The sequence below is a fragment of the Mesorhizobium sp. M0088 genome (genome assembly GCF_040322895.1).
In the GTDB taxonomy this organism is placed as follows: Bacteria; Pseudomonadota; Alphaproteobacteria; order Rhizobiales; family Rhizobiaceae; genus Mesorhizobium.
Window position 1 is genome coordinate 477,902 of the sequence record NZ_JAMYUI010000001.1, and the last position, 22,474, is coordinate 500,375.

At 62.1% G+C, this 22,474-nt stretch carries 21 protein-coding genes, 1 pseudogene and 1 riboswitch; of the genes and pseudogenes, 17 read left to right on the forward strand and 5 right to left on the reverse strand.

The window, feature by feature from the left end; all coding sequences use genetic code 11:
* Positions 1–65 precede the first annotated feature (65 nt).
* Genes NKJ67_RS02155 through NKJ67_RS02165 form a run of 3 tightly spaced genes read left to right on the forward strand, consistent with a single transcriptional unit; the run spans position 66 to position 2,720 of the window.
* A complete protein-coding gene (locus NKJ67_RS02155) occupies positions 66–632 on the forward strand; it encodes a sigma-70 family RNA polymerase sigma factor (RefSeq protein WP_352580268.1) in 567 nt (188 codons plus the stop codon).
* Positions 629–1,297 (forward strand): anti-sigma factor, encoded by a 669-nt coding sequence (locus NKJ67_RS02160; protein ID WP_127808228.1) that lies wholly within the window; start codon positions 629–631, stop codon positions 1,295–1,297. The genes NKJ67_RS02155 and NKJ67_RS02160 overlap by 4 nt, the downstream gene beginning before the upstream one ends.
* Complete coding sequence (locus NKJ67_RS02165; RefSeq protein WP_352580269.1) at positions 1,287–2,720, forward strand: S8 family serine peptidase; 1,434 nt, start codon at positions 1,287–1,289, stop codon at positions 2,718–2,720. Before NKJ67_RS02160 ends, NKJ67_RS02165 begins: the two co-directional genes overlap by 11 nt.
* A gap of 92 nt (positions 2,721–2,812) precedes the next feature.
* On the opposite strand, the pseudogene NKJ67_RS02170 reads toward NKJ67_RS02165, so the two are convergent.
* Positions 2,813–3,089: pseudogene (locus tag NKJ67_RS02170) on the reverse strand (SAM-dependent methyltransferase); the annotation flags it as partial.
* A gap of 130 nt (positions 3,090–3,219) precedes the next feature.
* Between NKJ67_RS02170 and NKJ67_RS02175 the strand changes: the two are divergent.
* Complete coding sequence (locus tag NKJ67_RS02175) at positions 3,220–4,974, forward strand: hypothetical protein (protein ID WP_352580270.1); 1,755 nt, start codon at positions 3,220–3,222, stop codon at positions 4,972–4,974.
* Between the two features lie 114 nt (positions 4,975–5,088).
* On the opposite strand, the gene NKJ67_RS02180 is transcribed toward NKJ67_RS02175, so the two are convergent.
* Positions 5,089–6,111 carry a LacI family DNA-binding transcriptional regulator gene (locus tag NKJ67_RS02180; RefSeq protein ID WP_127267792.1) on the reverse strand — a complete coding sequence of 341 codons (1,023 nt, stop codon included), beginning with the start codon at positions 6,109–6,111 and terminating at the stop codon, positions 5,089–5,091.
* A 363-nt stretch (positions 6,112–6,474) separates the two neighbouring features.
* Here NKJ67_RS02180 and NKJ67_RS02185 point away from each other — a divergent pair, with 363 nt between their 5' ends.
* The 5 genes from NKJ67_RS02185 (at position 6,475) to NKJ67_RS02205 (ending at position 13,034) form a co-directional block, all read left to right on the forward strand.
* Positions 6,475–7,830, forward strand: coding sequence for an ABC transporter substrate-binding protein (locus NKJ67_RS02185; protein WP_127328570.1), 1,356 nt, complete (start codon positions 6,475–6,477; stop codon positions 7,828–7,830).
* A gap of 228 nt (positions 7,831–8,058) precedes the next feature.
* Positions 8,059–9,072: a carbohydrate ABC transporter permease gene (locus NKJ67_RS02190; protein ID WP_352580271.1), complete on the forward strand. Its 1,014-nt coding sequence runs from the start codon at positions 8,059–8,061 to the stop codon at positions 9,070–9,072.
* 1 nt (position 9,073) lies between these two features.
* Entirely contained in the window at positions 9,074–10,228 is a 1,155-nt protein-coding gene (locus NKJ67_RS02195; protein WP_352580272.1) for a carbohydrate ABC transporter permease, read from the forward strand.
* A 4-nt stretch (positions 10,229–10,232) separates the two neighbouring features.
* Positions 10,233–11,897 (forward strand): beta-galactosidase BglA, encoded by a 1,665-nt coding sequence (gene bglA / locus NKJ67_RS02200; RefSeq protein ID WP_127267788.1) that lies wholly within the window; start codon positions 10,233–10,235, stop codon positions 11,895–11,897.
* Positions 11,898–11,921: 24 nt separating this feature from the next.
* Entirely contained in the window at positions 11,922–13,034 is a 1,113-nt protein-coding gene (locus NKJ67_RS02205; protein WP_127267787.1) for an ABC transporter ATP-binding protein, read from the forward strand.
* A 76-nt stretch (positions 13,035–13,110) separates the two neighbouring features.
* On the opposite strand, the gene NKJ67_RS02210 is transcribed toward NKJ67_RS02205, so the two are convergent.
* From NKJ67_RS02210 to NKJ67_RS02220, 3 genes are all read right to left on the reverse strand, one after another.
* Positions 13,111–13,347, reverse strand: a complete 237-nt coding sequence (locus NKJ67_RS02210; RefSeq protein WP_023813652.1) for a DUF680 domain-containing protein — start codon at positions 13,345–13,347, stop codon at positions 13,111–13,113.
* Positions 13,348–13,414: 67 nt separating this feature from the next.
* On the reverse strand, positions 13,415–13,615 hold the full coding sequence (locus tag NKJ67_RS02215) for a DUF680 domain-containing protein (protein ID WP_127267341.1): 201 nt from the start codon (positions 13,613–13,615) through the stop codon (positions 13,415–13,417).
* Between the two features lie 86 nt (positions 13,616–13,701).
* Entirely contained in the window at positions 13,702–13,899 is a 198-nt protein-coding gene (locus NKJ67_RS02220) for a DUF680 domain-containing protein (RefSeq protein ID WP_027039902.1), read from the reverse strand.
* 509 nt (positions 13,900–14,408) lie between these two features.
* A riboswitch (cobalamin riboswitch) is annotated at positions 14,409–14,610 on the forward strand.
* A gap of 115 nt (positions 14,611–14,725) precedes the next feature.
* Here NKJ67_RS02220 and NKJ67_RS02225 point away from each other — a divergent pair.
* From NKJ67_RS02225 to NKJ67_RS02260, 8 genes are all read left to right on the forward strand, one after another.
* A complete protein-coding gene (locus tag NKJ67_RS02225; protein ID WP_352580274.1) occupies positions 14,726–15,973 on the forward strand; it encodes an aromatic ring-hydroxylating oxygenase subunit alpha in 1,248 nt (415 codons plus the stop codon).
* A 25-nt stretch (positions 15,974–15,998) separates the two neighbouring features.
* Entirely contained in the window at positions 15,999–17,099 is a 1,101-nt protein-coding gene (locus NKJ67_RS02230) for an FAD-binding oxidoreductase (protein ID WP_127267343.1), read from the forward strand.
* A gap of 129 nt (positions 17,100–17,228) precedes the next feature.
* A complete protein-coding gene (locus NKJ67_RS02235) occupies positions 17,229–17,660 on the forward strand; it encodes a PqqD family protein (RefSeq protein ID WP_127267344.1) in 432 nt (143 codons plus the stop codon).
* 49 nt (positions 17,661–17,709) lie between these two features.
* Positions 17,710–18,759: a serine kinase gene (locus tag NKJ67_RS02240; protein WP_352580275.1), complete on the forward strand. Its 1,050-nt coding sequence runs from the start codon at positions 17,710–17,712 to the stop codon at positions 18,757–18,759.
* Positions 18,756–19,508: a glycosyltransferase family 2 protein gene (locus NKJ67_RS02245; protein WP_352580276.1), complete on the forward strand. Its 753-nt coding sequence runs from the start codon at positions 18,756–18,758 to the stop codon at positions 19,506–19,508. Before NKJ67_RS02240 ends, NKJ67_RS02245 begins: the two co-directional genes overlap by 4 nt.
* A gap of 55 nt (positions 19,509–19,563) precedes the next feature.
* On the forward strand, positions 19,564–20,316 hold the full coding sequence (locus NKJ67_RS02250; protein WP_256746628.1) for a glycosyltransferase family 2 protein: 753 nt from the start codon (positions 19,564–19,566) through the stop codon (positions 20,314–20,316).
* Positions 20,316–20,993 (forward strand): glycosyltransferase family 2 protein, encoded by a 678-nt coding sequence (locus NKJ67_RS02255; protein WP_352580278.1) that lies wholly within the window; start codon positions 20,316–20,318, stop codon positions 20,991–20,993. The genes NKJ67_RS02250 and NKJ67_RS02255 overlap by 1 nt, the downstream gene beginning before the upstream one ends.
* Positions 20,990–22,465 carry a nucleotidyltransferase family protein gene (locus tag NKJ67_RS02260; protein WP_352580279.1) on the forward strand — a complete coding sequence of 492 codons (1,476 nt, stop codon included), beginning with the start codon at positions 20,990–20,992 and terminating at the stop codon, positions 22,463–22,465. The genes NKJ67_RS02255 and NKJ67_RS02260 overlap by 4 nt, the downstream gene beginning before the upstream one ends.
* Positions 22,466–22,474 lie beyond the last annotated feature (9 nt).

Genomic DNA, 22,474 nt, shown 5'->3' on the forward strand with positions numbered 1-22,474 from the left:
GGAGGATGAACCTTTTTGGACCGATCAGCGACAGAGCAGACAGGAGCCAGGCGGCTCGACCGGCCATGACGGCAGCGACGGAGACCGATCGCGCTCTCGTCGACCGGGTCGCGAAGGGCGAGCGTGCCGCCGTGCGGCTCCTGTTCATGCGTCACCACGCGCGGGTCTACCGCTTCGTGGCGCGCCAGACGGGATCGGAAATGATGGCCGACGATATCGCCAACGAAGTCTTCCTCGAGCTATGGCGCCAGGCGCCCGGCTTCGAAGGGCGTTCCGAAGTCTCGACATGGCTGCTCGGCATCGCCCGTTTCAAGGCGCTGTCCTTTCTGCGCAAGAAGAAGGAAGACTGGATCGACGACGAGGCCGCCGCCGCGGTGCCCGATGGCGCGGACACGCCGGAAGTCGTCACTATGAAGGAAGACAAGGCCGCCGCCCTGCGGCGCTTCGTCGACACCTTGCCCGAAGAGCATCGCGTGGTCATCGATCTTGCCTATTATCACGGACAGTCGGTGAGCGAGATCGGCGAGGTGCTCGACATTCCGGTCGCCACCGTCAAGACCCGGATGTTCTACGCCCGCAAGAAACTCGGCGAGGCCCTCAAGGCCGCCGGTTACGACAGGGGGTGGCCATGAGCGCCGCTGAAAAGATGTCGCGCCGCGACGAAATGGAAACGCTGCTGCCATTCTACCTGAACGGCTCGCTGGAAGGTTCCGACCTGGAAGCGGTCGAGGAGTGGCTGGCCAGCGATCCGGCCGCACTTGCCGCCCTTGGCGAGGCTGAAGCCGAATTCTCCGGCGCCACGGCCGCCAACGAAGCAATCCGGCCGCCGGCCGATGCGCTCAGCCGCTTTGCCAAGGCACTCGACGCCGAGGCCGGGCCTGCGCGCAAGCCGGCAGGATCGTCCTGGCTGGCGCAGGCCTGGGGCCGCTTCATGGCGGTGCCGGTCGGTGTCGCCTGGGCGGCAGCCGCGGTTCTGCTGGCTCTGGTCATGGTGCAGTCGTTTGTCGAACCCGGCGGCAAGGGCAATGATTTCGAGATTGCCGGCGCGCAAGACGATCCGGCGAAAATGCCGTTCGCCCTGGTCAAGTTCAAGCCGGATGCCAAGATGTCGGACATTTCCGCCTTCCTCGGCAGCAACGGGCTGAAGATCATCGGCGGACCGACCGCCGACGGCGTGTTCCGGCTTGGCATTCCGGCCGCGACAGCTGCCGACTACAACAAGCAAATCGGCCTTGTTGCCGCCCAGGCTTTCACGGAAACTGTGATCGAGGGAAGGAAACCGGTTGATGGCGGCTGAGGCGGTCATTCGATTTGCGGCAGTGCTTGCGACGGCGATGGCAATCGTCGTGCCCGCGTCGGCGCAGACCAACGACCCCAATCCAGACCAGACGAAAATCGACTGCCGCAACGGGACCAACGCGGCGGGCGCCGATTGCGCCAAGGATGGCAATGACACAAAGAGCGGATCGGACGCAGGCCAATCCGGCGCGGTCTTCCTGCCGGCGCTGATCGTCGACCTGTTTCCCAACCCGGCGGCGTCTCCAACACCGGTACCGACGCCCCGGCCGGCGCCCGCAACGCCGCCGGCCGATACTCAAGCCGGCCCCCCGCCCGGTGGCCCGATCGTCTCGCCGACCGATCTTATTGCCGTTCAGCCGCCGCGCGCGGTGGTTGGCGATTTCGTGCCCGACGAGGTGCTGGTGACCGTCGACGGCGATGCCGGCGCTGTCCAGCAGATCGCCGCCTCCTTCGGCCTGCAGGTGCGCTCGCAGCGCCAGTCGCTTCTGCTTGGCACCACGCTGGTGCGCTTCGGCATTCCCGACGGCCGGCCCGTCGGCGTCGTGCTGGCGCAACTGGCCGCCGACGGCCGCACCCAGCGGCGCGAGCCCAACCATGTCTATTCGCTGCAGCAGGCCGCCGGCATCGTCAACTATGCGTTCGATCGTATCGCGCTCGATGCCAAGCAGGCCAGCGGCGAAAACGTCCGCATCGCGGTGATCGACACTGGCATCGACGACACCAACCCGGCGCTGTCGGGCGTCATTGCCGGGCAGTTCGACGCCATGCCCGACGTGCCGATCGAAAAGCGCGATCACGGCACGTCGATCGACGGGCTGATCGCCGGCGTCGGCGTGCTGGAAGGCATGGCGCCGGGCGCAAAGATCTATCACGCCCGCGCCTTCGAGGGCGGCAAGTCGACCATGGACGTCATCCTGTCGGCGCTCGACTGGGCGGCGGAACAGGACGTGCGCATCATCAATATGAGCTTCGTCGGGCCGAAGAACGATTTGCTCGGCGTCGCCTGCCGCAATGCCCGCGCACTCGGCATGGTGCTGGTCGCCGCAGCCGGCAACAACGGGCCGAAGGCGCCCTATGGCTATCCGGCGGCTTTCGATGGTGTCATCGCAGTCACCGCCACTGATGCCAAGGACGGGCTGATGCCGCAGGCCAATCGCGGCGCCTATGTCTTCATCTCGGCGCCTGGCGTCGAGATGGTGGCGCCGAGCGGCGCCGGCTCGGACGTGGTCACCGGCACCTCGTTTGCGGCGGCGATCGTGAGCGGCGCCATCGCCAATCTCATCCATGCCGCGCCCGGTCGAACGGCCGACGGCATCGAGAAGGCGCTCGCGGCCACCGCCAGGGATCTCGGCCCCAAGGGACGAGACAATGATTTCGGCTACGGGCTGCTGGATATCAAGGCGGCGGCGGCAAAGGAATAAATTCTGCGCTAGGCGTCTCCTGGATTTCTTTGGGCATGTGAGCTGCGCTCGAGCTCGCGTCGAATGCAGGACAGCCCCGGACGCAGAGCTTATTATCTCCTGCGCGCCACGATATAAGGACAGGCCTCGTTGCCCTTGGCTGCGTGGACTTCAGTGGCAAGAATGTCGAAGCCTGTGGTAAATACAAGCTGGCTCAGCTCGGCCTCCCGGGAAGACGTTGGTGTAGGGTGCTTTGCCGATCGCGCGCATTGCGGGCAACAGGGCATGGCGGATGAGCGGGTTCATATCCCCGATGCAGGGTGTCTTGCAGATGAACAGGCCCTTGGCTGCAAGCAAGGCGTGAATGCAGCGCAGCGTCCCGGGCAGGTCGGGATGCGACCCGACCTCGGCCTTCTTCTCGGCCAGAACCAGACGCATTCCAATCTTGCAGCGTCGCCCGCGCTCACCTAGGCTGTTCAAACTGGGCTATAGGGAACGCTCGGTCTTCGCGGAGTATGGCATGGAGAAGGCGTGGTTTGAGATGCGCGCCGAGACGCGACGTCGGCTAAGTGATGCAGCTTGGATCCCTCTCAAGCTTCGGGCCGAGAAGAAGCAAGGCAATTATGGTCAGATCGGTTATGTGGCAGAGTTTGAGGGTACTCATTCCGTCGCCATTCGCCTCGACCAAAGGCATTCTGGAGATGACATCAATTGGAGTAGTATCGGCACAGTTGGTGTCTGGGCCTCCAGAGATTCCTACAAGCCGGTAGACATACCGTGGGGTGATGACCAGCAGGACATTGGCGTTGAACTCGTTCTGGAGCAGGCGTTTGACGGAGCTGAAACCTCTATTTGGCATCTAAATCAAGATTTGGTCTTCGCATTGAGCCTTTTTCGAGAGGATGATGTTTGGGTGAGGCCAACTGAAGGCTACGATGAAGTCGTTAGGCTCGAACGTGATGCCGAAGGAAGGGCGACGGGCATTAAGATGCGTGCCGAATACCTCCGCGACTATTTGGCAGCGAGAAGTATGGCTCTTAGGATAGTAACTTATCGAAGTCGCGACCAAGTCGTTGAAGATGGGAGTGCCATTGGTTGGAGTGAAGTTCCGGCTACAGAAAATCGGGATGGAGGAAGATTCGAGGGCCGCGCATGGGCGATCCACGAAGGGGGACATCCCTTCGGCGCGAAGACCGGCGTTTTTCATATGTCGCGCACCGACGTTGATATCGAGGCGGAAGTGCCTCGGATGGATCAGCCAACTGACGAGGGCGTTGAATCACGGCAGTGGACGTTTGAACGCGACGGTCGAAAATTGTGGCAGATTGAGGGGGAGTTCTGGCGCGATGAATGGATCGAGCCGGCAGTCTCTAGCCCTCGTACTCGCCGTGATCGCATCCCCTCTTCGACCACGTTTATCGTCGACGGGTATGGCAAGCGACAATCAGCCGACGATTTGAACTCCGATGATATAGGCCTATGGCTGTGGTTCAACCCGGCTGTTGTTCCCGCGTTGCTCACTCGAAGAGGTGGCGCGCTGAAATGGCATACCCGCGATACCGGGAGTGTTTGGATCGCACCGGGGATGCCTGTCCATTTCGGTATCAACGAACACGGTTTGATCAACGTATATGCGCATGACGTTGCGCGCCTAGAGGAATGGGAGCGCCGCTTGTGGGCAGGCTACAACGTTGCTCCTGACGGCGGCGTCAGCTTGGAACTAACGGCTGCGCAGGTTAAAACCACGCCAGCCAACACGCTTGCGCCAGAGGCGTTTTTGGCAAGGGCGTTGGACGCGTTGGATGAAGCCTTCAAGGCCAGGTTTGGCCGCTCCCTTGTGACGGAGCACGGAGAACGGAACACGATACTCAAACAGACTCACCGTTTCAGGGCAACAGATAGACCAAGCTTACTTGCGCTCGCCAAGGACATTGCTCGGTTGACGGCGGACAGCTTTGACGTCGCCGCTCTGAAGAAGCAACTATCTGTTCCGGAGGGGGAACGGCTAGGGTCGTTGAAAGGCGTCCAGAGGCTGCTTGAGCCCCTAATCGGGAAAGAGAAGGCCCACGAATTGATGGGACCTTTGGTGGGTATTTATGATCTTCGGCTTGGCGATGCGCATCTACCTTCAAGTGCGATCGAGAAAGCCGTAAAGTTAGTTAAGATAGATACGACCGGACCTTTTATAGACCAAGGCCGTGACATATTGCATATTGCGGTCTCGGTCTTGTTCACAATCGCTGAAGTCTTCAACGAAGCACCAAACCTACAGTGAGTCGGTAATATTTCATGCAATCGTTTCACCAAATACTTTTTTGACGATCTACTGTGCATCGATGAAAGTCTGCAACTTATCAAACCGTCGTTCAGAACTTGTCGGGTTTTGACCCTACGCAGGCGCGCCCGCCACCGATCCCCGAACCACCAGATCGACCGGCCAGACCTCGCCTCGCGCGCCCTCCTCCAGTCCTGAAATCCGCGCCGCCAGCCGCTCGGCGACACGGGCGCCGGCGAGACGAATCGATGAACGCGTCGTCGACAACGGCACCGAGAAATTCTCCGGCCTCAGCCAGGGGAAGACATCGTCATGGGCGATCAGCGAGACGTCGCTCGGAATGCTCAGGCCGAGGTCGCGTACGGCGCGCACGACGCCCAGCGCCATGATCAGGCTGGAGCAGGCGATCGCCGTCGGCGCGTCGTCCTCTTCCAGCAAACGCCTGGTGGCGCGATAGCCGTTCTCCTCGGTCATATCGACCGAGCAGACATGGCGTTCGCTCAATGACAGTCCGCTCGCGGCGAGCGCCCGGCGCACGCCGCGTTCGCGATGGATGGCGAAGGTCTCGCGGTCGTCACCGTTGATCAACGCCAGCCGCCGATGACCTAGTTGGATCAGCAGCCTGGCCGCCTCGTGGAAGGCGCCCTCATTGTCGATGTCGGTAAAAGCATAGTCGAAGTCGAAGCCCTCACTGCGGCCATGGACGATGAAGGGAATGCCGAGCGTGTTGACCAGCGCCACGCGCCGGTCAGCGGGCCTTGGCGAGGAGATGTAGACGGCATCGACCTGCCTGTTGGCGACGATGCGCCGGTAGGTCGTCTCCTGGTCGTCGGCGTCGGCCGGCGACAGCACAAGGTCAAGCTCGTGCGAACGGGCATAGTCACCAAGGCCGGACAGGAACTCGACGAAATGCGGATCGATGTCGACCGACGCACCGGTCGGCAGGACATAGCCGATCATGCCGGTCTTGCCGGTCGCCAGCCGGCGCGCGCTCGGATTGGGACGATAGCCATGGCGCTTGGCGGCATCCATGACACGCCTGCGCGTCTCCTCGTTGACCTCGGGATAGCCGTTCAGCGCACGGCTTACCGTGGTTTGCGAAAGTGCCAGCATATGGGCGAGCTGCTTGAGGTTCACGAAAGGTCTCCATTCCCTCAAAGCGCTTTTAAATTGAATCGACCCAAGTGCCAGCGGGGCCGAGCCATACCAAGCCGAACCATAGACGCGGTTCGGGCGTATTTGAAACAAAAATTGCTGCTGCATCGCCATAATAGCATGTTGCAGCGCACTTTTAGGGGCGCAAATGCGCGAACCTAAATCGATTAATCCGCCGGCCTCTTGACTTCCCAGCAATTCAATGGCGTGATCGAGAAAGCCAAAGCGCTTTGGAAGACTCTTCGAAAGGTTGCGGTTCCTTTCCGACTGAGTCACAGTCCTGCGGCGTCAGCGGGCGGAATGGAGGTTCCGTCCGGTGTGTGAGACCCACTGGGAGGAATACCGATGAAGAAAATGCTTTTGCTGGGTGCTGCGTTCGCCACGTTCGCCCTGAACGCGCCCGCGCAGGCCGAACTGAAGTTCAAGCCCGGCGAAGACAAGCGCTTCAACTGGGCGAACTACGAAGAGCTCAAGAAAGTCGACCTCAAGGGTGAGACGCTGTCGATCTTCGGACCGTGGCGCGGCGAGGACGAAGGCCTGGTGCGTGGCGTTCTCGACTATTTCTCGGAAGCCACCGGCGTCGAGATCAAATACTCCTCCTCGGAGAATTACGAGCAGCAGATCGTCATCGACACGCAGGCCGGCAGCCCGCCGAACATCGCCGTGCTGCCGCAGCCGGGGCTCATCCAGGACCTGGCGTCGAAGGGCCTTTTGACGCCGCTCGGTGACGACACCGCCAAATGGGTCAAGGACAATTACGGTGCCGGCCAGTCATGGGTCGATCTCGGCACCTTCAAGGACAAGGACGGCAAGCCGGGCTTCTTCGCCTTCCCTTACAAGGCTGACGTGAAGTCGCTGGTCTGGTATTCGCCGGATAATTTCGAGGAAGCCGGCTACAAAGTGCCGAAGACGCAGGAAGAACTCGCCGATCTCGAAAAGAAGATCATCGCCGATGGCGGCAAGCCGTGGTGCATCGGCCTCGGCTCCGGCGGCGCCACCGGCTGGCCGGCGACCGACTGGGTCGAAGACCTGATGCTGCGCACCCAGCCTCCGGAGGTCTACGACAAATGGGTGAAGAACGAGATCCCGTTCAACGACCCCGCAGTGGTCAACGCCATCGACATTTTCGGCAAGATCGCGACCGACGACAAGATGGTCGACGGCGGCGCAAAGGCGGTTGCGGCAACCGATTTCCGCGACAGTCCAAAGGGCCTCTTTTCGGTGCCGCCGAAATGCTACCTGCACCATCAGGCATCGTTCATCCCGACCTTCTTCCCGGAAGGCACCAAGGTCGGCCAGGACGCGGACTTCTTCTACTTCCCGCCCTATGCCTCCAAGCCCGACCTGGGCACGCCGGTGCTCGGTGCCGGTACGCTGGCGATGATCACCAAGGACAGCAAGAGTGCGCGCGCGTTCATCGAATTCCTGAAGATGCCGCTCGCCCACGAGATCTGGATGGCCGAAGGGGGCTTCGTGACGCCGCTCAAGTCGGTCAACAAGGATGCCTATGCCAGCGACGCTCTGAAGAAGCAGGGCGAAATCCTCGCCAATGCCTCGACCTTCCGCTTCGACGGTTCCGACCTGATGCCAGGCAAGATCGGCGCCGGCGCCTTCTGGACCGGCATGATCGACCTGGTCGGCGGCAAGTCCGCACAGGACGTCGCCACCGATATCCAGAAGAGCTGGGACGCCATCAAGTAGGCGGCCGGCACGTAAGCGACCAACCATTCTCGCACTGGATCCGGGCCGTACTGGCCCGGATCCGACGGCGGCCCGTGCCGCAGCCTTTCGTCATGAGCGCATTGACATGAAGCGCGATCGGCAATGTGCGCAAGCCGCCGATGACGCGCTCCAAACAACTGAATCGGCGCCTGGTCCCCGTCACCAAGGTCATTCCTTGTCGGGTCATGCGCAGGGGGAGAGGGACCCATGGCGGCTCAGATTTTCTCGGCCATAACAGTCATCATCGTCGGGGTCGGCGGTTGCGTCGCCTATTTCTGGGGCGCCAACAAACTGGTCGACCTGATATTCCCGTCACGCGGCGTCGCGGGTGCCGCGGCCATCGACAATCTGCGCCGGCAAGGGCTGGTCAGGCCATGGCTGTTCGTCGGCCCGGCGATGATCATCCTCACCATTTACCTGATCTATCCGGTGGTCGAGACGCTGCGGCTATCTTTTCTCGATCGCAGCGGCATCAATTTCGTCGGCCTGGCGAACTATCAATGGGCGTTCGGCGATCGCGAGTTCCGCAACTCGATCCTCAACAACATCATCTGGCTGGCGGTGGTGCCGGCCGCCTGCACCTTCCTTAGCCTGATCATCGCCGTGCTCACCGACAAGATCTGGTGGGGCACGATCGCCAAGAGCCTGATCTTCCTGCCGCTGGCGATCTCCTTCGTCGGCGCCAGTGTGATCTGGAAATTCATCTACGAGTATCGGGGCGACGGCCAGACGCAGATCGGCATCCTCAACGCCATCATCCAGCATTTCGGCGGCCAGCCGCAGGTCTGGATATCGCTGCCGTTCTGGAACAATTTCTTCCTGATGATCATCCTGATCTGGATCCAGACCGGCTTTGCCATGGTCATCCTGTCTTCCGCCCTGCGCGGCATTCCCGAAGAAACGCTGGAAGCCGCCGTCATCGACGGCGCCAATCCGTTCCAGATCTTCTGGAAGATCATGGTGCCGCAGATTTGGGGCACCATCGCCGTGGTCTGGACCACGATCACCATCCTGGTGCTCAAAGTGTTCGACATCGTGCTGACCATGACCAACGGCCAGTGGAACAGCCAGGTGCTGGCCAACCTGATGTTCGACTGGATGTTCCGCGGCGGCGGCGATTTCGGCCGCGGCGCCACCATCGCCATCATCATCATGATTGCCGTCATTCCGATCATGGTCTGGAACATCCGCCAGGCGAACAAAGAGACGGGAGGACATTGAGATGGCCGTCGCGACCGGAAATTCCTTCGCCAGCCGTTTTGGCGTCCACATCGCCGTGCTCATCTTCGTCGCGATCTGGACCATACCGACCCTCGGCATCCTGGTCTCGTCGCTGCGTGACAAGAACCAGATCATTGCCTCGGGATGGTGGAACTCGTTCGCCAGTTCCACCCAGACGGAAGCCGGCCGGCTGCCGCCCGCCTCGGCGCAAGTCGAGAAGGACGGCAAGTTCGTCCTCGAAGGCAATATCTTCGGCGACGGCGCCAAGCGCGACATCAGCGCCTTCGGAGTCAAATCGGCGGCACCGACGCAATATCCCGCCGGCACCACAGCCGAGCTCGGCGACGGCGTGACCTTGCAGCTCAATGCCGACGGCAGCTTCATCATGCATTCCCCGAAAGCATTCGAAGGCGATCGCGGCCAGCGCGTCTATTATGCTTCGTCGGCGCCGCCGAAATTCACCACCGACAATTACAGAACCGTGCTGTTCTCCGAAGGCATCGGACGGTCATTCATGAATTCCCTGACCGTCACCATTCCGGCTACCGTCATCCCGATCCTGATCGCCGCCTTTGCCGCCTATGCGCTGGCCTGGATGCGGTTTCCCGGCCGGGCGCTGCTGATCGCCGTCATCATCGGCCTGCTGGTGGTGCCATTGCAGATGTCGCTGATCCCGCTGTTGAAGCTCTACAACGGCGTCGGCGCTTTCTTCGGCATGCCGTCGAAGACCTATCTCGGCATCTGGCTGGCGCATACCGGCTTCGGCCTGCCCTTCGCCATCTACCTGCTGCGCAGCTACATTGCCGGCCTGCCGCGCGAAATCATGGAATCGGCGCGCATTGATGGCGCCAGCGATTTCGAGATCTTCGTCAAGATCGTCTTGCCGCTGTCGTTCCCGGTGCTGGCTTCGTTTGCCATCTTCCAGTTCCTGTGGGTATGGAACGATCTGCTGGTGGCGATGGTTTTCCTCGGTACAGAGGCAGACCAGATCGTGCTGACCGCCAAGCTCAACGCGCTGTTGGGCTCGCGCGGCGGCGACTGGGAGATTCTGACGACATCGGCTTTCGTGACCATCATCGTACCGCTGATCGTGTTCTTCTCGCTGCAGCGCTATTTTGTCCGCGGGCTGCTTGCCGGCTCGGTGAAAGGAGGCTGAGACGATGCAATCCGCTTTGAAGGCCAGCTCGAAGCCTGACCTCGCCATCGATCGCGACTGGTGGCGGGGCGCGGTGATCTACCAGATCTATCCGCGCAGCTATCAGGACTCGAATGGCGACGGCATCGGCGATCTCAAGGGCATCATAGGCCGCCTCTCCTACATCGCCGCACTCGGCGCGGATGCCATCTGGATCTCGCCGTTCTTCAAGTCGCCGATGAAGGATTTCGGCTATGACGTGACGGATTACTGCGATGTCGATCCGATGTTCGGCACGCTGGCCGATTTCGACGCGCTGACCGCCGAGGCACACAGGCTGGGCTTGAAGGTGATGATCGACGAGGTGCTGTCGCACACTGCCGACAGTCATCCCTGGTTCAAGGAAAGCCGGTCGAGCCGCAGCAACCCGAAAGCCGACTGGTACGTCTGGGCAGACGCCAGGCCGGACGGCACACCGCCCAACAACTGGCTGTCGATCTTCGGCGGCTCGGCGTGGCAATGGGACACCAGCCGCCAGCAATATTACATGCACAATTTCCTGGCCGAACAGCCCGACCTCAACTTTCACAACCACGAAGTCCAGGACGCATTGCTCGACGTCACCCGCTTCTGGCTGGAGCGCGGCGTCGACGGTTTCCGGCTCGATACCATCAATTTCTACTTCCACAGCCAGGGCCTGGAAAATAATCCGCCGCTGCCGCCGGAAGAGCGCAACGACCAGACCGCGCCGGCGGTCAACCCCTACAACTACCAGGACCATCTCTACGACAAGAGCCGGCCCGAGAACCTCGGCTTCCTCGAACGGTTCCGTGCCCTGCTCGATGAGTATCCGGCAACCGCAGCGGTCGGCGAGGTCGGCGATTCGCAGCGCGGGCTTGAAGTGGTTGCCGCCTACACCGCAGGCGGCAAGCGCGTGCACATGTGCTACTCCTTCGATTTCCTGGCGCCGGAAAAGATCAGCGCGGGCAAGGTCCGCTCGGTGCTGGAATCCTTCGGCAAAGTCGCCAGCGACGGCTGGTCGTGCTGGGCCTTCTCCAACCACGACGTGATGCGCCCGGCCTCGCGCTGGGCCGCCAATGAGGCCGACCCGACCGCCTACCTCAAGGTCATCTCGGCGCTGCTGATGTCGTTGCGCGGTTCGGTCTGCATCTACCAGGGCGAGGAGCTTGGGCTCGGTGAGGCAGAGCTGCGGTTCGAGGATCTGCAGGATCCCTATGGCATCCGCTTCTGGCCGGAATTCAAGGGCCGCGACGGCTGCCGCACACCGATGGTGTGGGATGGCAGCGCCAAGAATGGCGGCTTCTCCCAGGCAAAGCCCTGGCTGCCGGTGCCGGCCAAGCATCTGGCGCAAGCGGTCAATGTCCAGCAGGGCGACGAGGCTTCGCTGCTCGAGCACTACCGGCGCTTTCTCACCTTCCGGCGTGCCCATCCGGCGCTCGCCAAGGGCGACATCACCTTCATCGAAAGTGAGGGCGACACCGTCGCCTTCACGCGCCGCGCAGGCAACGAGCAGATCGTCTGCGTCTTCAATCTGGGAGCCGGGCCGGCCAAGGTTGACCTTGGCGGCCGATCGCTGCAACCTCTGCCCGGGCACGGATTTTCGGGGCAGGCGAACAGCGGTTCCATCGAGCTTGGCGGCTACGGCGCCTGGTTCGGGCGTCTCGACTGAATTCCAATCACTGGAGGAAACCAAATGGCCGATGTCACGCTAAGACAAGTGAAGAAGTCCTACGGCAATCTGAACATTCTCCACGGCATCGACCTCGATATTAAATCGGGCGAGTTCATCGTCTTCGTCGGCCCGTCGGGCTGCGGCAAGTCGACATTGCTGAGATCGATCGCCGGGCTCGAGGAAATCACCTCCGGCGAGCTCAGAATAGCCGGCGAAGTGGTGAACGACGTGCCGCCGTCGAAACGGGGCATCGCCATGGTGTTCCAGTCCTACGCGCTCTACCCGCACATGACCGTCTACGACAACATGGCGTTCTCGATGAAGATCGGCAAAGAGAACAAGGCCGAGATCGACCGCCGCGTGCGTCAGGCCGCCGAGATCCTGCAGCTGACCAAATATCTCGACCGCCTGCCCAAGGCGATGTCGGGCGGCCAGCGCCAGCGCGTCGCCATCGGCCGGGCCATCGTGCGCAATCCGAAGGTGTTCCTGTTCGACGAGCCGCTTTCGAACCTTGATGCGGCGCTGCGAGTCGCCACCCGCATCGAAATCGCCAAGCTCAAGGAATCGATGCCCAACACGACCATGATCTACGTCACCCACGACCAGGTCGAGGCAATGACGCTCGCCGACCGCATCGTGGTGCTCAAGGACGGCCATATCGAGCAGGTCGGCACGCCGATGGACCTCTACAAGAAGCCCGGCAATCTGTTCGTTGCGCAATTCATCGGCTCGCCGGCCATGAATATCCTGCCCGCAACCATCGACAAATCAGGCAATCCGACCGTCGTCAGCCATGTCGGCGGACGCAAGGCAACCGTGCCGATCGCGACGCCGGCTTCGGCAAAGGGCGCTGCGGTGAGTTTTGGCGTGCGGCCGGAGGACCTGATCATCGCCAGCGGCGCGGACTATCTGTTCGAGGGGACGGTCGACTATGTCGAGCAGCTCGGCGAGGTGCAGCTGGTCTATGTCGACATCGGTCGCGCCGACCTGCCGCTGGTGACCAAGCTGCCCGGCAATGTCGAGGTCAAGCGCGGTTCGACATTGCGGCTGAGCGCCAATGGCGAGGACCTGCATCTCTTCGACGCTGACGGACGGTCGTTTGCCCTTCATGAGGCTGAAGCGAAGGCGGCCTGAGGCAGAACCGCGTCTTGGACAAAAAAGAGCAGCGGGCCAGGCCCGCCGCTCTTTTTTTGAAGATCAGCTTCGGCTGTTAACGGCCGAAGAGATTCCGGTCGCTGCCCTGAGGAGCGGACTTCTCTACGTCGCCCGACGAATTGAGCAGCTTCTCGACGAGGCCACCGCTGTTGCGGACCGAGCTCGTATGCGCGCTGTCAACCGAAGTAACCGCAGGCTGGTTGGCGCCGTTGGAGCCAAAGTTGTCGCTGCCGGCGAAAGCACTGCCGGTGATGGCCAGAACGGCGGCGGCAGCAATAAGGATCTTGTTCATTTTAGTCTCCTGAATTCTGGATTTCGCCAGACGGCAGACACAGCTGCCGTCGCTTGCGAAATTGGTTTTAGCGACCGAAGAGGTTACGATCGCTGCCCTGAGCGGGTGTCTGGGCAGCCGGTTCCGAGGTCTTGGTGGAAGCCGTGTACGACTGGTCCACAGCGGCGGCAGGCTGGTTGGCGCCGTTCGAACCGTAGTTGTCGCTGCCCGCGAAAGCGCTGCCGGTGATGGCCAGAACGGCGGCGGCAGCAATGAGGATCTTGTTCATCTTAAATACTCCTGAATGTCTGAATTTCGAATGTCTGAATTTCGCCAGGGCAGCGGGCGAGCCCGCCGTCGACTGGGAATCGGCTGTTAGTTGTTGCCGAAGAGGTTGTGGTCAGCACCCTGGGCAGGCGCCTGAGCAGCCGGTTCCGACTTCTTGGTCGAAGCGGTGTACGAGCTGTCGACAGCAGTGGCTGCCGCGGCGTTCGAACCGTAGTGGTCGCTACCAGCGAAGGCGCTGCCGGAAATGGCCAGAAGGGCTGCGGCAGTGAGAATGATCTTTTTCATTTTTGTACTCCAGTATCGTCTTTTTCCGTCCGTCTAGCGGCGTGTCTTGGAAATGAAATCGCGTCGTTCGGACAACCCCGATGTGGGAGGGCAACCCCGCCTTTTCCAATCACGAAGTTGTTCCGTGTGGACCATGAATCCACACCTTGAAATTGTGCCAGGGGAATCTAGAGATACATTTTTGCTTTCTATATCAGCATGTTAAGTTTAACCATCCGATGGATCACTGACTGTTTCAAAGGCCCGGCGTTCACACCATCCTGCACGCACCGTCAACAGAAACGAACCGTTCGGTTCGATTTTAGGTCAAGCTAATAGTCACTTTTCGAAACCGTTAACCTTTTTTGACCCCCGCCAAGGGTCGGACTCGGGAAGATCGCAGCCGGCAAATGGCCGCCCGGGAGGCGGGATTTCGGCCCGCGACGATCTGCGGTGACGTTTCGCATGCCGTGTCGCGCCGCATGGATACGATGTCGTTTTCATGCCGACGGCGCGCCAGCGATCGTGGTTAGATCATACCCATCTCAGGTGCCGCTTCGTGACGACGAGGCGGAGAATTGGGAAGCCGGTCAGAATCCGGCGCTGCCCCCGCAACGGTGGTGGAGTTCAAGTCGCAACGGGAGACCACTGGGCAACTGCCTGGGAAGGTGTCGCGATGGTCCGCAAGGACAACTCCAGAGCCCGGAAACCAGCCCGAGATTTTTAGACTCGACTGATCGCGGTGGGCGGTCAAGAGGTGGATAGCGCATGTCCGGCACCTAGCCGGCCTGCGTTTCAATCCTTCCTCCATCACCACCAGTTCAGTCCTTAGAAACGAGGACAGGACATGGATACCCGCAACGACATGCTGAGGCTCCTGAAGGGGCGCCGGCAAGGCTTTTCGCTGGAGCAGCCCTTCTACACCGATCCAGACTACTTCAAGCTCGACATGGAGCTGATCTGGTATCGCGACTGGCTGTTCATCGGCCATGATTGCGAACTGCCGAAGCCGGGCAGCTACATCACCGTGCAGATCGGCGACTATCCGGTCGTCCTTGTCCGCGACCAGCAAGGCAAGATCAACGCCTTCCACAATTCCTGCCGCCATCGCGGCAGCCGCGTGTGCAACGCGGAAAAGGGTACGGCGGCAAAGCTCGTCTGCCCCTATCATCAGTGGACCTATGAGCTGGACGGCCGCCTGCTGTTTGCCCGCCAGATGGCCGACGGTTTCGACAAGAGTGATTTCGGCCTGAAGCCGGTCGCCTGCGAGAGCGTCGGCGGCTACATCTTCATCTGCCTGGCCAAGGAGCCGGCGGATTTCGCGCCGATGCGGGCGATGATCGAACCTTATCTTTTGCCGCACCGTTTGCGTGAGGCAAAGATCGCCTTTGAGAGCACGATCATCGAGAAGGGCAACTGGAAGCTGGTCTGGGAAAACAACCGCGAGTGCTACCACTGCGTCGCCAATCACCCCGAACTGTGCAAGACCTTCCCCGAGGCTCCGACCGTGACCGGCGTCCAAGGCGCCGACAGCGACCCTGAAATGGTCGCGCACTGGGCCAGATGCGAGGCATCAGGCTTGCCGAGCAAATTCCGCATCGATCCGGCAGGGCAGTACCGCGCCACCCGCGCGCCGCTGCTGCGCGATGCCGTCAGCTACACCATGACGGGAAAACGGGCGGTCCAGAAGAACCTGTCCGACAGCGTTTCAACCGACCGCATCGGCTCCTTGCTGCTCTACCACTATCCGACCACCTGGAACCATATCCTCGGCGACCACGCCGTCACCTTCCGCGTGCTGCCGATCAGTGCCACGGAAACCGCGGTGACGACGAAATGGCTCGTCCACAAGGATGCGGTCGAAGGCGTCGACTACGACCTCGCTGAGCTCACCCATGTCTGGACCGAGACCAACGACCAGGACCGCCGCATCGTCGAGGAAAACGCCTTCGGCATCCTGTCGCCGGCCTACGAACCAGGCCCCTATTCGGAGCTGCATGAGGGCGGCGTGATCCAGTTCGTCGAGTGGTACGCGTCGTTCATCGGGCCGCGCCTTGCCGAAGGCGGCCGGCCGGCCCTGCGCAGCGTCGCCTAGCTCAGGGGACAAGAGGATGAATGCGATGACGGACCTTGGCCTCTATCGCCATCTCGACCAGATGACGCCCTGGAACGACCGGCTGCAGGTGCTGGAAGTGATCGGCGTCAGCGACGAAGCGCCGGACGTGAAGACCTTCACCTTCCGCTCCGACAACCAGACCTGGTTCCGCTACAAGCCGGGCCAGTTCGTGACGCTGGAACTGCCGACATTGGACGGGCCGCTGATGCGCACCTACACGCTGTCGTCCTCGCCGTCGCGGCCATTCTCGATCGCGGTGACGGTCAAGGCGCAGGCGGGCAGCACCGGCACGCGCTGGATGTTCGACCATCTGACGCCGGGCTCGCACGTCAAGGCCTATGGGCCGACCGGTGATTTTTCGCTGCATAGCCACCCGGCGGCCAAATATCTGTTCATTTCGGCGGGCTCCGGCGTGACGCCGATGATGTCGATGCTGCGCTGGTTGAACGACTGTGCGCCATGGACAGATGTCGGCTTCGTCAACTGTGCGCGTCGCCCGGAAGAGATCATTTTCCGCAAGGAACTCGAGCTGCTCGGCAGCCGCATGCCCGGCCTGTCGCTAGGCTTCATGATCGAGGAGCGGTCGAGCCGCGAGGGCTGGTTCGGCCATATGGGCCGCATCGACGCGATCCGGCTGCCATTGCTGGCGCCCGATTTCCGCGAGCGCGAGATTTTCTGCTGCGGCCCCGATCCCTTCATGCGCGCCGTGCGCGGCATGCTGGACGCCGCCGGCTTCGACATGGCGAAATACCATCAGGAAAGCTTTGCTGCGCCTGCCGTGGAGGAGATCCCGGCGCCGTTCTCGCCGCCGGCGGAGGACGGCGCTGCTGCTGCCGTCGAGGCCGTGACACCTATCCGGTTTTCGCTTTCCGATGTCGATGCCGAATGCGTCGCCGGCCAGACCGTGCTGCAGACGGCACGCGCCTCTGGGGTGCGGATTCCCGCCGCCTGCGAGTTCGGCCTGTGCGGCACCTGCAAGGTGAGGAAGGTCGCGGGCGATGTCGAGATGAGTCACAATGGCGGCATCCTCGATCACGAAATCGAGGACGGCTTTATCCTCGCCTGTTGCTCGAAGCCGCTTTCTGCGCTTGAAATCGAAGCGTGACCGGCTGCGCTCGCCCCCGAGCCTGCGCCATCTTGCCAAAAACCCTGCAAATGGTTAGACGCCTGCAACGGTGGGGTTGACCGTAGGCCCGAAGATCATCTCCGCGGCCTGCTCGGCGGGGGAGCAAACATGCGACAATCCGGCATCTATGCCATTGCCAGCAAGGATATCGTCTTTGAATCCTTCGACGGCGAAGCCGTCGTTCTTGACCTGACCACGGGTAAATATTTCGGCTTCTCTGATTCAGGCAGCAGACTTTGGGATGCACTGTCGTCCGGCGTGCCTGCCTCCGAACTGGTCGGCGCCGCGACCGGCATTGGCGCCCTCGATGCCGCCGCGATTGACGGCTTTGTTTCACAATTGCTCGAATTCGGTTTGCTGGCGGCCGTAACCGATGGCGTGGCAAGACCGGCTCCAAGCGAATTGCTGGCTCAGCTCGCCGCTGCCAGAGAGCCCCTGAAGGTCGACATCCATGACGATCTCGCCGATCTCATTGTCGTGGATCCCATCCACGAGGTCGAGGAGCCCCTCGGCTGGCCCGCGGTGAAGCAGGCCAACTGAAGCGCCCATCAGGTTCTCGTTGCCGGGCAGCTCCGGAACAGGCAGACCCATGCCGAACGTCACTCTCGAAAACTTGGTTGACTACGCACGCCATGTCCTGGCGCAAGCAGAAAGCAGCGCCGCGCATTATCCGCTGACCTGCAAGGTGGGCTTGCCGCATCTGGATCTGACCGCGCATGTCAGCGTCGGCGCATTGGCGGATGCCGTCGCTCATGGCTTTGTCACGGCTCCGGGCAACCGAACGCCTGCCGACAGCTGCCGCGTCTTCGTCGCACATCCCGGCATAGACGGCATCGCGGCACCGGTCAGTTGGGGCCAGGGGCCCTTCACGCAGCATGGCTTCGCCACCCGGCTGGCGGAGGCCGGATTGCGCGGCAACCATTTTCACGACCTGGATTTCTGGCAGTTCTATGATCCGCAACGTCGCGTTGGCGTGCAGTTGATGGCTTCGGCCGATGCCTTTCCACCGTGGGAGCCGGGAGCGCCGCTGCGCCCCTTCCTCCATTGGGAATATGCGGCGCGCGGCATGCGCCTTGCCCATGCCGGCACGCTCGGCGCCAATGGCAAGGGCGTGCTGTTGGCCGGCGCGGGCGGGGCCGGGAAATCCGGAACCGTCGCCGCCGGCCTCCTCAACGGACTGGACAGCGTCGGCGACGACTATGTACTGGTCGACCTCTCCAACGGCCTGACTGCCCGCCCGCTGTTTTCAACACTCAAGCAGGATCCCCAGGGATTCGCTCGGCTCGGGCTGAAGCACCGGCTGCCGGCGCATGGTCCGCTCAACTGGCAAGGCAAGCATGCTTTTCACATTGATGACATCGCGCCCCGGCCGGTGCCTGAAACTCTCGACATTGTCGCGCTGCTGGTGCCACATATCGGCGGAGGCGAGGCAAGTTCGATCGTGCCGGTGTCGCGCAGGGATGCCATGATCGCCTTGGCGCCGTCGGGCATAGCGCAGATGCCGGGCGAGCGGGAGAGCGGCTTTCGCTTCTTCAGCGACCTGACCCGCCTGCTGCCGTGCTATCGTCTGTCGCTGGGGACGCAGCCACAGGAGATAGCCGGCACGATTGCGGACTTTCTCACGCGGGGCGCTTCGTGAAACTGAGCGTGATAATGCCCGTCTACAACCGTGAGCGCTATGTCGTTTCGGCATTGCGCTCGCTGGTGCGGCAGCGGGACGCCGCCGATCTCGACATCATCGTCATCGACGACGGCTCGACCGACGGCTCTGCTGGGGCCGTGCGCTCGATGATGCGCGAAAACCCCTGTATCCGACTGTTCCAGCAATCCAACATGGGCGTGGCCAGGGCGCGCAACGCCGGGCTGCGGCAACTGCCGCCGGATGCGGAGTTCGTTTCGTTTCTGGATTCTGACGACATCTCGCTGGCCGGACGGTTCAAGAAGGACCTCGCGCGCTTCAGAGCAGACCCCGGACTCGAGCTAACCTACTCGCTGATGACGCTGGTTGATCGGATTGACGATGAGCGGCTGAAACCGGCAGTCGACAGCCGCACGATGACGCTTCGGGGAATTTCGCTGAGCGCCGCCGTGTTCAGCAGAGGGCTTGTCGACCGGACGGGCGAGTTCGATGAGGATTTCGAGCAGGCTGAGGATACCGACTATCTGCTGCGCGTTTTCGAGGCGGGACCGAACTACGAATTGTTGGACGCCGTCGCGATCTACTACCGACGCCATGCCGGAAATGTCACCAAGGAACATAGCGGCAGGGTCCGCAACCACTTGCGTGCAATCCACAAGTCGATGCGGCGGCGCAAGGCCGATCCGGCACGGCGAGAGGTCCAGGGAATCTTCGAATTGAAGAGTCCCACCGATTGGCGGATGCTATGATGCTCGACACAATCAAGTCGGATCAGCCAAGCCCGGAACGCTGCCGGAGACGCCCATGAAGCTGAGCGTCATCATGCCGGTCTACAATCGCGAACAATTCGTTGGCCTCGCGCTGCGCTCGCTGCTCAGGCAGCGCGAAGACATCGATCTCGACATCATCGTCATCGACGATGGGTCGACCGATGGTTCGGCAGCCGTCGTACGGTCGTTGATCGACGAGGCCCCGTGCATTCGTCTTTTCCAGCAGAGCAATGGCGGCGTCACAAAGGCGCGCAATGCCGGGCTGAAGCAGTTGCTGCCGCAGACCGGCCTGGTGTCGTTTCTCGATTCGGACGACATCTCCCCGACAGGGCGCTTCAAGGCGGATCTCGCCTGCTTCGGAGAAGATCCTGGCCTGGACCTGACCTATTCGCGCATGACGCTGGTCGACAAGATAGATGGCGAGACGCTGGAACCGGCCGCCGACAGCCACTCCATCACCGTGCGAGGGATCCACCTGTCCGCCGGGATCTTTGCGCGAAACCTCATCGAGCGCACCGGAGGTTTCGACGAGGATTTCAAACAGGCCGAGGACACCGACTATCTTTTGCGTATCTTTGAGAGCCAGACAAAATACGTTATGCCCGATACGGTGGCCCTCTACTACAGGCGTCATCCCGGCAACATGACCAAGGAAGCCGATGTGCCCTTTCGCGAGTTCATGCGCGCCATTCACAAGTCGATGAAGCGTCGCAAGGCCGACCCCAACTTGCGCCGAGTGGAGGGAATCTTCGACTTCAAGGATCTCGCGCAGTGGCGATTCCTTTGATGGCAGCCTACGGCGTCGTCATTCCGGCTTTCAACGCGGCCGCCACCATCGGCGCGGCCCTGAACTCCGTCCTGGCCCAGACGGCAAGGGCGGACGCCATCGTCGTGGTCGATGACGGTTCGACCGACGATACGGTTGCGGTGATCGATGCGATGAACCTGCCGGTGACTGTGCTGCGACAGGACAATGCCGGACCTGGCAGCGCAACGACCCGTGGCATTGCGGCACTCTCGACGCCGCTCATCGCGACGCTCGATGCCGACGATTTGTGGTTGGCGGACAAGATCGAAAAGCAGCTGGTCCATCTCGACCGTCATCCCGGGACAACGGGCGTCTTTACGCATTGGCGGACGTTTCGCGGCGACAGCCCCGATTTGCCCGATGCGACCAGTGGAGCTGGCTGGTCGCGCACGACGATGATGATCCGCCAAGAGGTGGTGCAGAGCGTCGGTCCCATCATCGACCCACCAGGCGGTCGCGGCGAGATGATCGACTGGATCGCCCGGGTTCGTGAGGCAGGCCTTGCCCTTGCCATGCTCGACGACGTGCTTGCATTGCGCCGCATCCGTCCGGGCAGCCTTTCCTACGGCCGCGATCCGGCACGCGACAGGGGCTATCTCCAGGTCGCAAGGCTCGCCATGCAGCGGCGAGCCCAGAACAAGGCAGGTTCCAGTTGAACGCCAGGCCTGTTCGCCGCATCGGCCGCCGCTTCCCGGACTATGGCTGGTCGTGGCCCACCGGCCAGCTGGACCTGTTGCTGAAGGCGGCGCTGCTCTCCGATGAGGACGCGGCCGCTGCCTGTGCCGCGCGCTGGCTGGACGAGAACGACATCGATCTCGTCTCGTTTCGAGAACATCGCCTGCTCGCCGCCATCTCCGACAGGTTCGGCAGGAAGCTGGCCGGGCATGCCGCCCATCCGCGCCTCGTCGGCCTGCAGAAGATGCTGTGGACGAAGTCGCGCATGGCGATGCGCGAGGCCGAGCCGGCGCTGAAGGCGATGGCCGACGGCGGCGCCGACATCATGCTGATAAAGGGCGCCAGCCGCATTGCCTTGAACGCGTCGGCGCAGCGTGGCCGGGTGGCGCATGATATCGACATATTGGTGCGCCCGCGCGACATGGCTGCCGTCTTCGACATCTTGCGCGATCGCGACTGGCAGATCGCCTCGGGCGTCAGCGCGCAATATCTGCGAACCCGGTTGGCGTCGCTGCGGTCGATGAACTTCTTCAAGGGCCGTTTCGGTGACATCGACCTGCACCAGCTCGGCTATGACGGGTCGCAGACGAGCGCGGAAGACGACCTGGCGATCTGGCAACGGGCGGTCCCGGCACACTTCAGCGGCGTCGCGGTCTTTGTGCCGTCGCCGGCCGATCGCATGGCCTTGGCCATCGCCCATGGCGGCCTCGACGCCCATACCCACAGCGACTGGCTTGTCGACTGCGCGGTCGCCATCCATGGCGAAGACGTCGATTGGGACATGTTCCTCGACATCGTCGGCAGACGCGGCCTGGCGGTTCCAGCGGCGGTGGCGTTATCCTATCTGGCGTTTGAGATCGGCATTCCGGTGCCGGAACCGACAATGGTCAGAATCTTGGAGATGGCCGACGGGGCCGGCCTGTCGCGTTGGTCGTCGGTTCTGCAAGCCAAGCCGCGCACGGATTTCGGCGGTCTTGTCTGGCTGTCGCGCGGGCTTGCCAAGCAGTTGCGCCTGAAGCGGAAGAAGGGCCGGTTGCAGCAGGAGCCGCCCGCCACACCTTGGCGCGGCAGATCGGCCGCGCGCAAGCCTCAAGCAGCATCGGCGCCTCTGGTGTTTTCGCAGGCCATCGCCTGTCCGCAAACGACCGGCGACATGATGCTCGAAATCACCGTCAGGATCGGCGTTCCGCCGGTCCGGCGCCGCATCGAGATGGAGATCAATGACGGTGGCGAGCATATTGCCCGCCTGCGCGCCATGGCCATCAGCCGGTCCGGCAGGGAACGCGTGCTGCATTTTCGCGGCAAGGTGACTCTCGGCGGCGCGCGAGTTGCCTTGACGCTCGAGGCGCGACCATCGCGACAGTTTCGCGAGTGGAACGACGCGGCCACGGTGGCCGCCTATGGCGCCTTGCCTTTCCAGTTGCTGTCGGCGGATTTCTTTCCGGTCGGCTGAAGGAAGGCT

Excerpts from the sequence above, each read along its gene's own strand:
- NKJ67_RS02155 (WP_352580268.1), top strand. The coding sequence starts at position 66 with ATGACGGCAGCGACGGAGACCGATCGCGCTCTCGTCGACCGGGTCGCG.
- NKJ67_RS02160 (WP_127808228.1), top strand. The coding sequence starts at position 629 with ATGAGCGCCGCTGAAAAGATGTCGCGCCGCGACGAAATGGAAACGCTG.
- NKJ67_RS02165 (WP_352580269.1), top strand. The coding sequence starts at position 1,287 with ATGGCGGCTGAGGCGGTCATTCGATTTGCGGCAGTGCTTGCGACGGCG.
- NKJ67_RS02175 (WP_352580270.1), top strand. The coding sequence starts at position 3,220 with ATGGAGAAGGCGTGGTTTGAGATGCGCGCCGAGACGCGACGTCGGCTA.
- NKJ67_RS02185 (WP_127328570.1), top strand. The coding sequence starts at position 6,475 with ATGAAGAAAATGCTTTTGCTGGGTGCTGCGTTCGCCACGTTCGCCCTG.
- NKJ67_RS02190 (WP_352580271.1), top strand. The coding sequence starts at position 8,059 with ATGGCGGCTCAGATTTTCTCGGCCATAACAGTCATCATCGTCGGGGTC.
- NKJ67_RS02195 (WP_352580272.1), top strand. The coding sequence starts at position 9,074 with ATGGCCGTCGCGACCGGAAATTCCTTCGCCAGCCGTTTTGGCGTCCAC.
- bglA (WP_127267788.1), top strand. The coding sequence starts at position 10,233 with ATGCAATCCGCTTTGAAGGCCAGCTCGAAGCCTGACCTCGCCATCGAT.
- NKJ67_RS02205 (WP_127267787.1), top strand. The coding sequence starts at position 11,922 with ATGGCCGATGTCACGCTAAGACAAGTGAAGAAGTCCTACGGCAATCTG.
- NKJ67_RS02210 (WP_023813652.1), bottom strand. The coding sequence starts at position 13,347 with ATGAACAAGATCCTTATTGCTGCCGCCGCCGTTCTGGCCATCACCGGC.
- NKJ67_RS02215 (WP_127267341.1), bottom strand. The coding sequence starts at position 13,615 with ATGAACAAGATCCTCATTGCTGCCGCCGCCGTTCTGGCCATCACCGGC.
- NKJ67_RS02220 (WP_027039902.1), bottom strand. The coding sequence starts at position 13,899 with ATGAAAAAGATCATTCTCACTGCCGCAGCCCTTCTGGCCATTTCCGGC.
- NKJ67_RS02225 (WP_352580274.1), top strand. The coding sequence starts at position 14,726 with ATGGATACCCGCAACGACATGCTGAGGCTCCTGAAGGGGCGCCGGCAA.
- NKJ67_RS02230 (WP_127267343.1), top strand. The coding sequence starts at position 15,999 with ATGACGGACCTTGGCCTCTATCGCCATCTCGACCAGATGACGCCCTGG.
- NKJ67_RS02235 (WP_127267344.1), top strand. The coding sequence starts at position 17,229 with ATGCGACAATCCGGCATCTATGCCATTGCCAGCAAGGATATCGTCTTT.
- NKJ67_RS02240 (WP_352580275.1), top strand. The coding sequence starts at position 17,710 with ATGCCGAACGTCACTCTCGAAAACTTGGTTGACTACGCACGCCATGTC.
- NKJ67_RS02250 (WP_256746628.1), top strand. The coding sequence starts at position 19,564 with ATGAAGCTGAGCGTCATCATGCCGGTCTACAATCGCGAACAATTCGTT.
- NKJ67_RS02255 (WP_352580278.1), top strand. The coding sequence starts at position 20,316 with ATGGCAGCCTACGGCGTCGTCATTCCGGCTTTCAACGCGGCCGCCACC.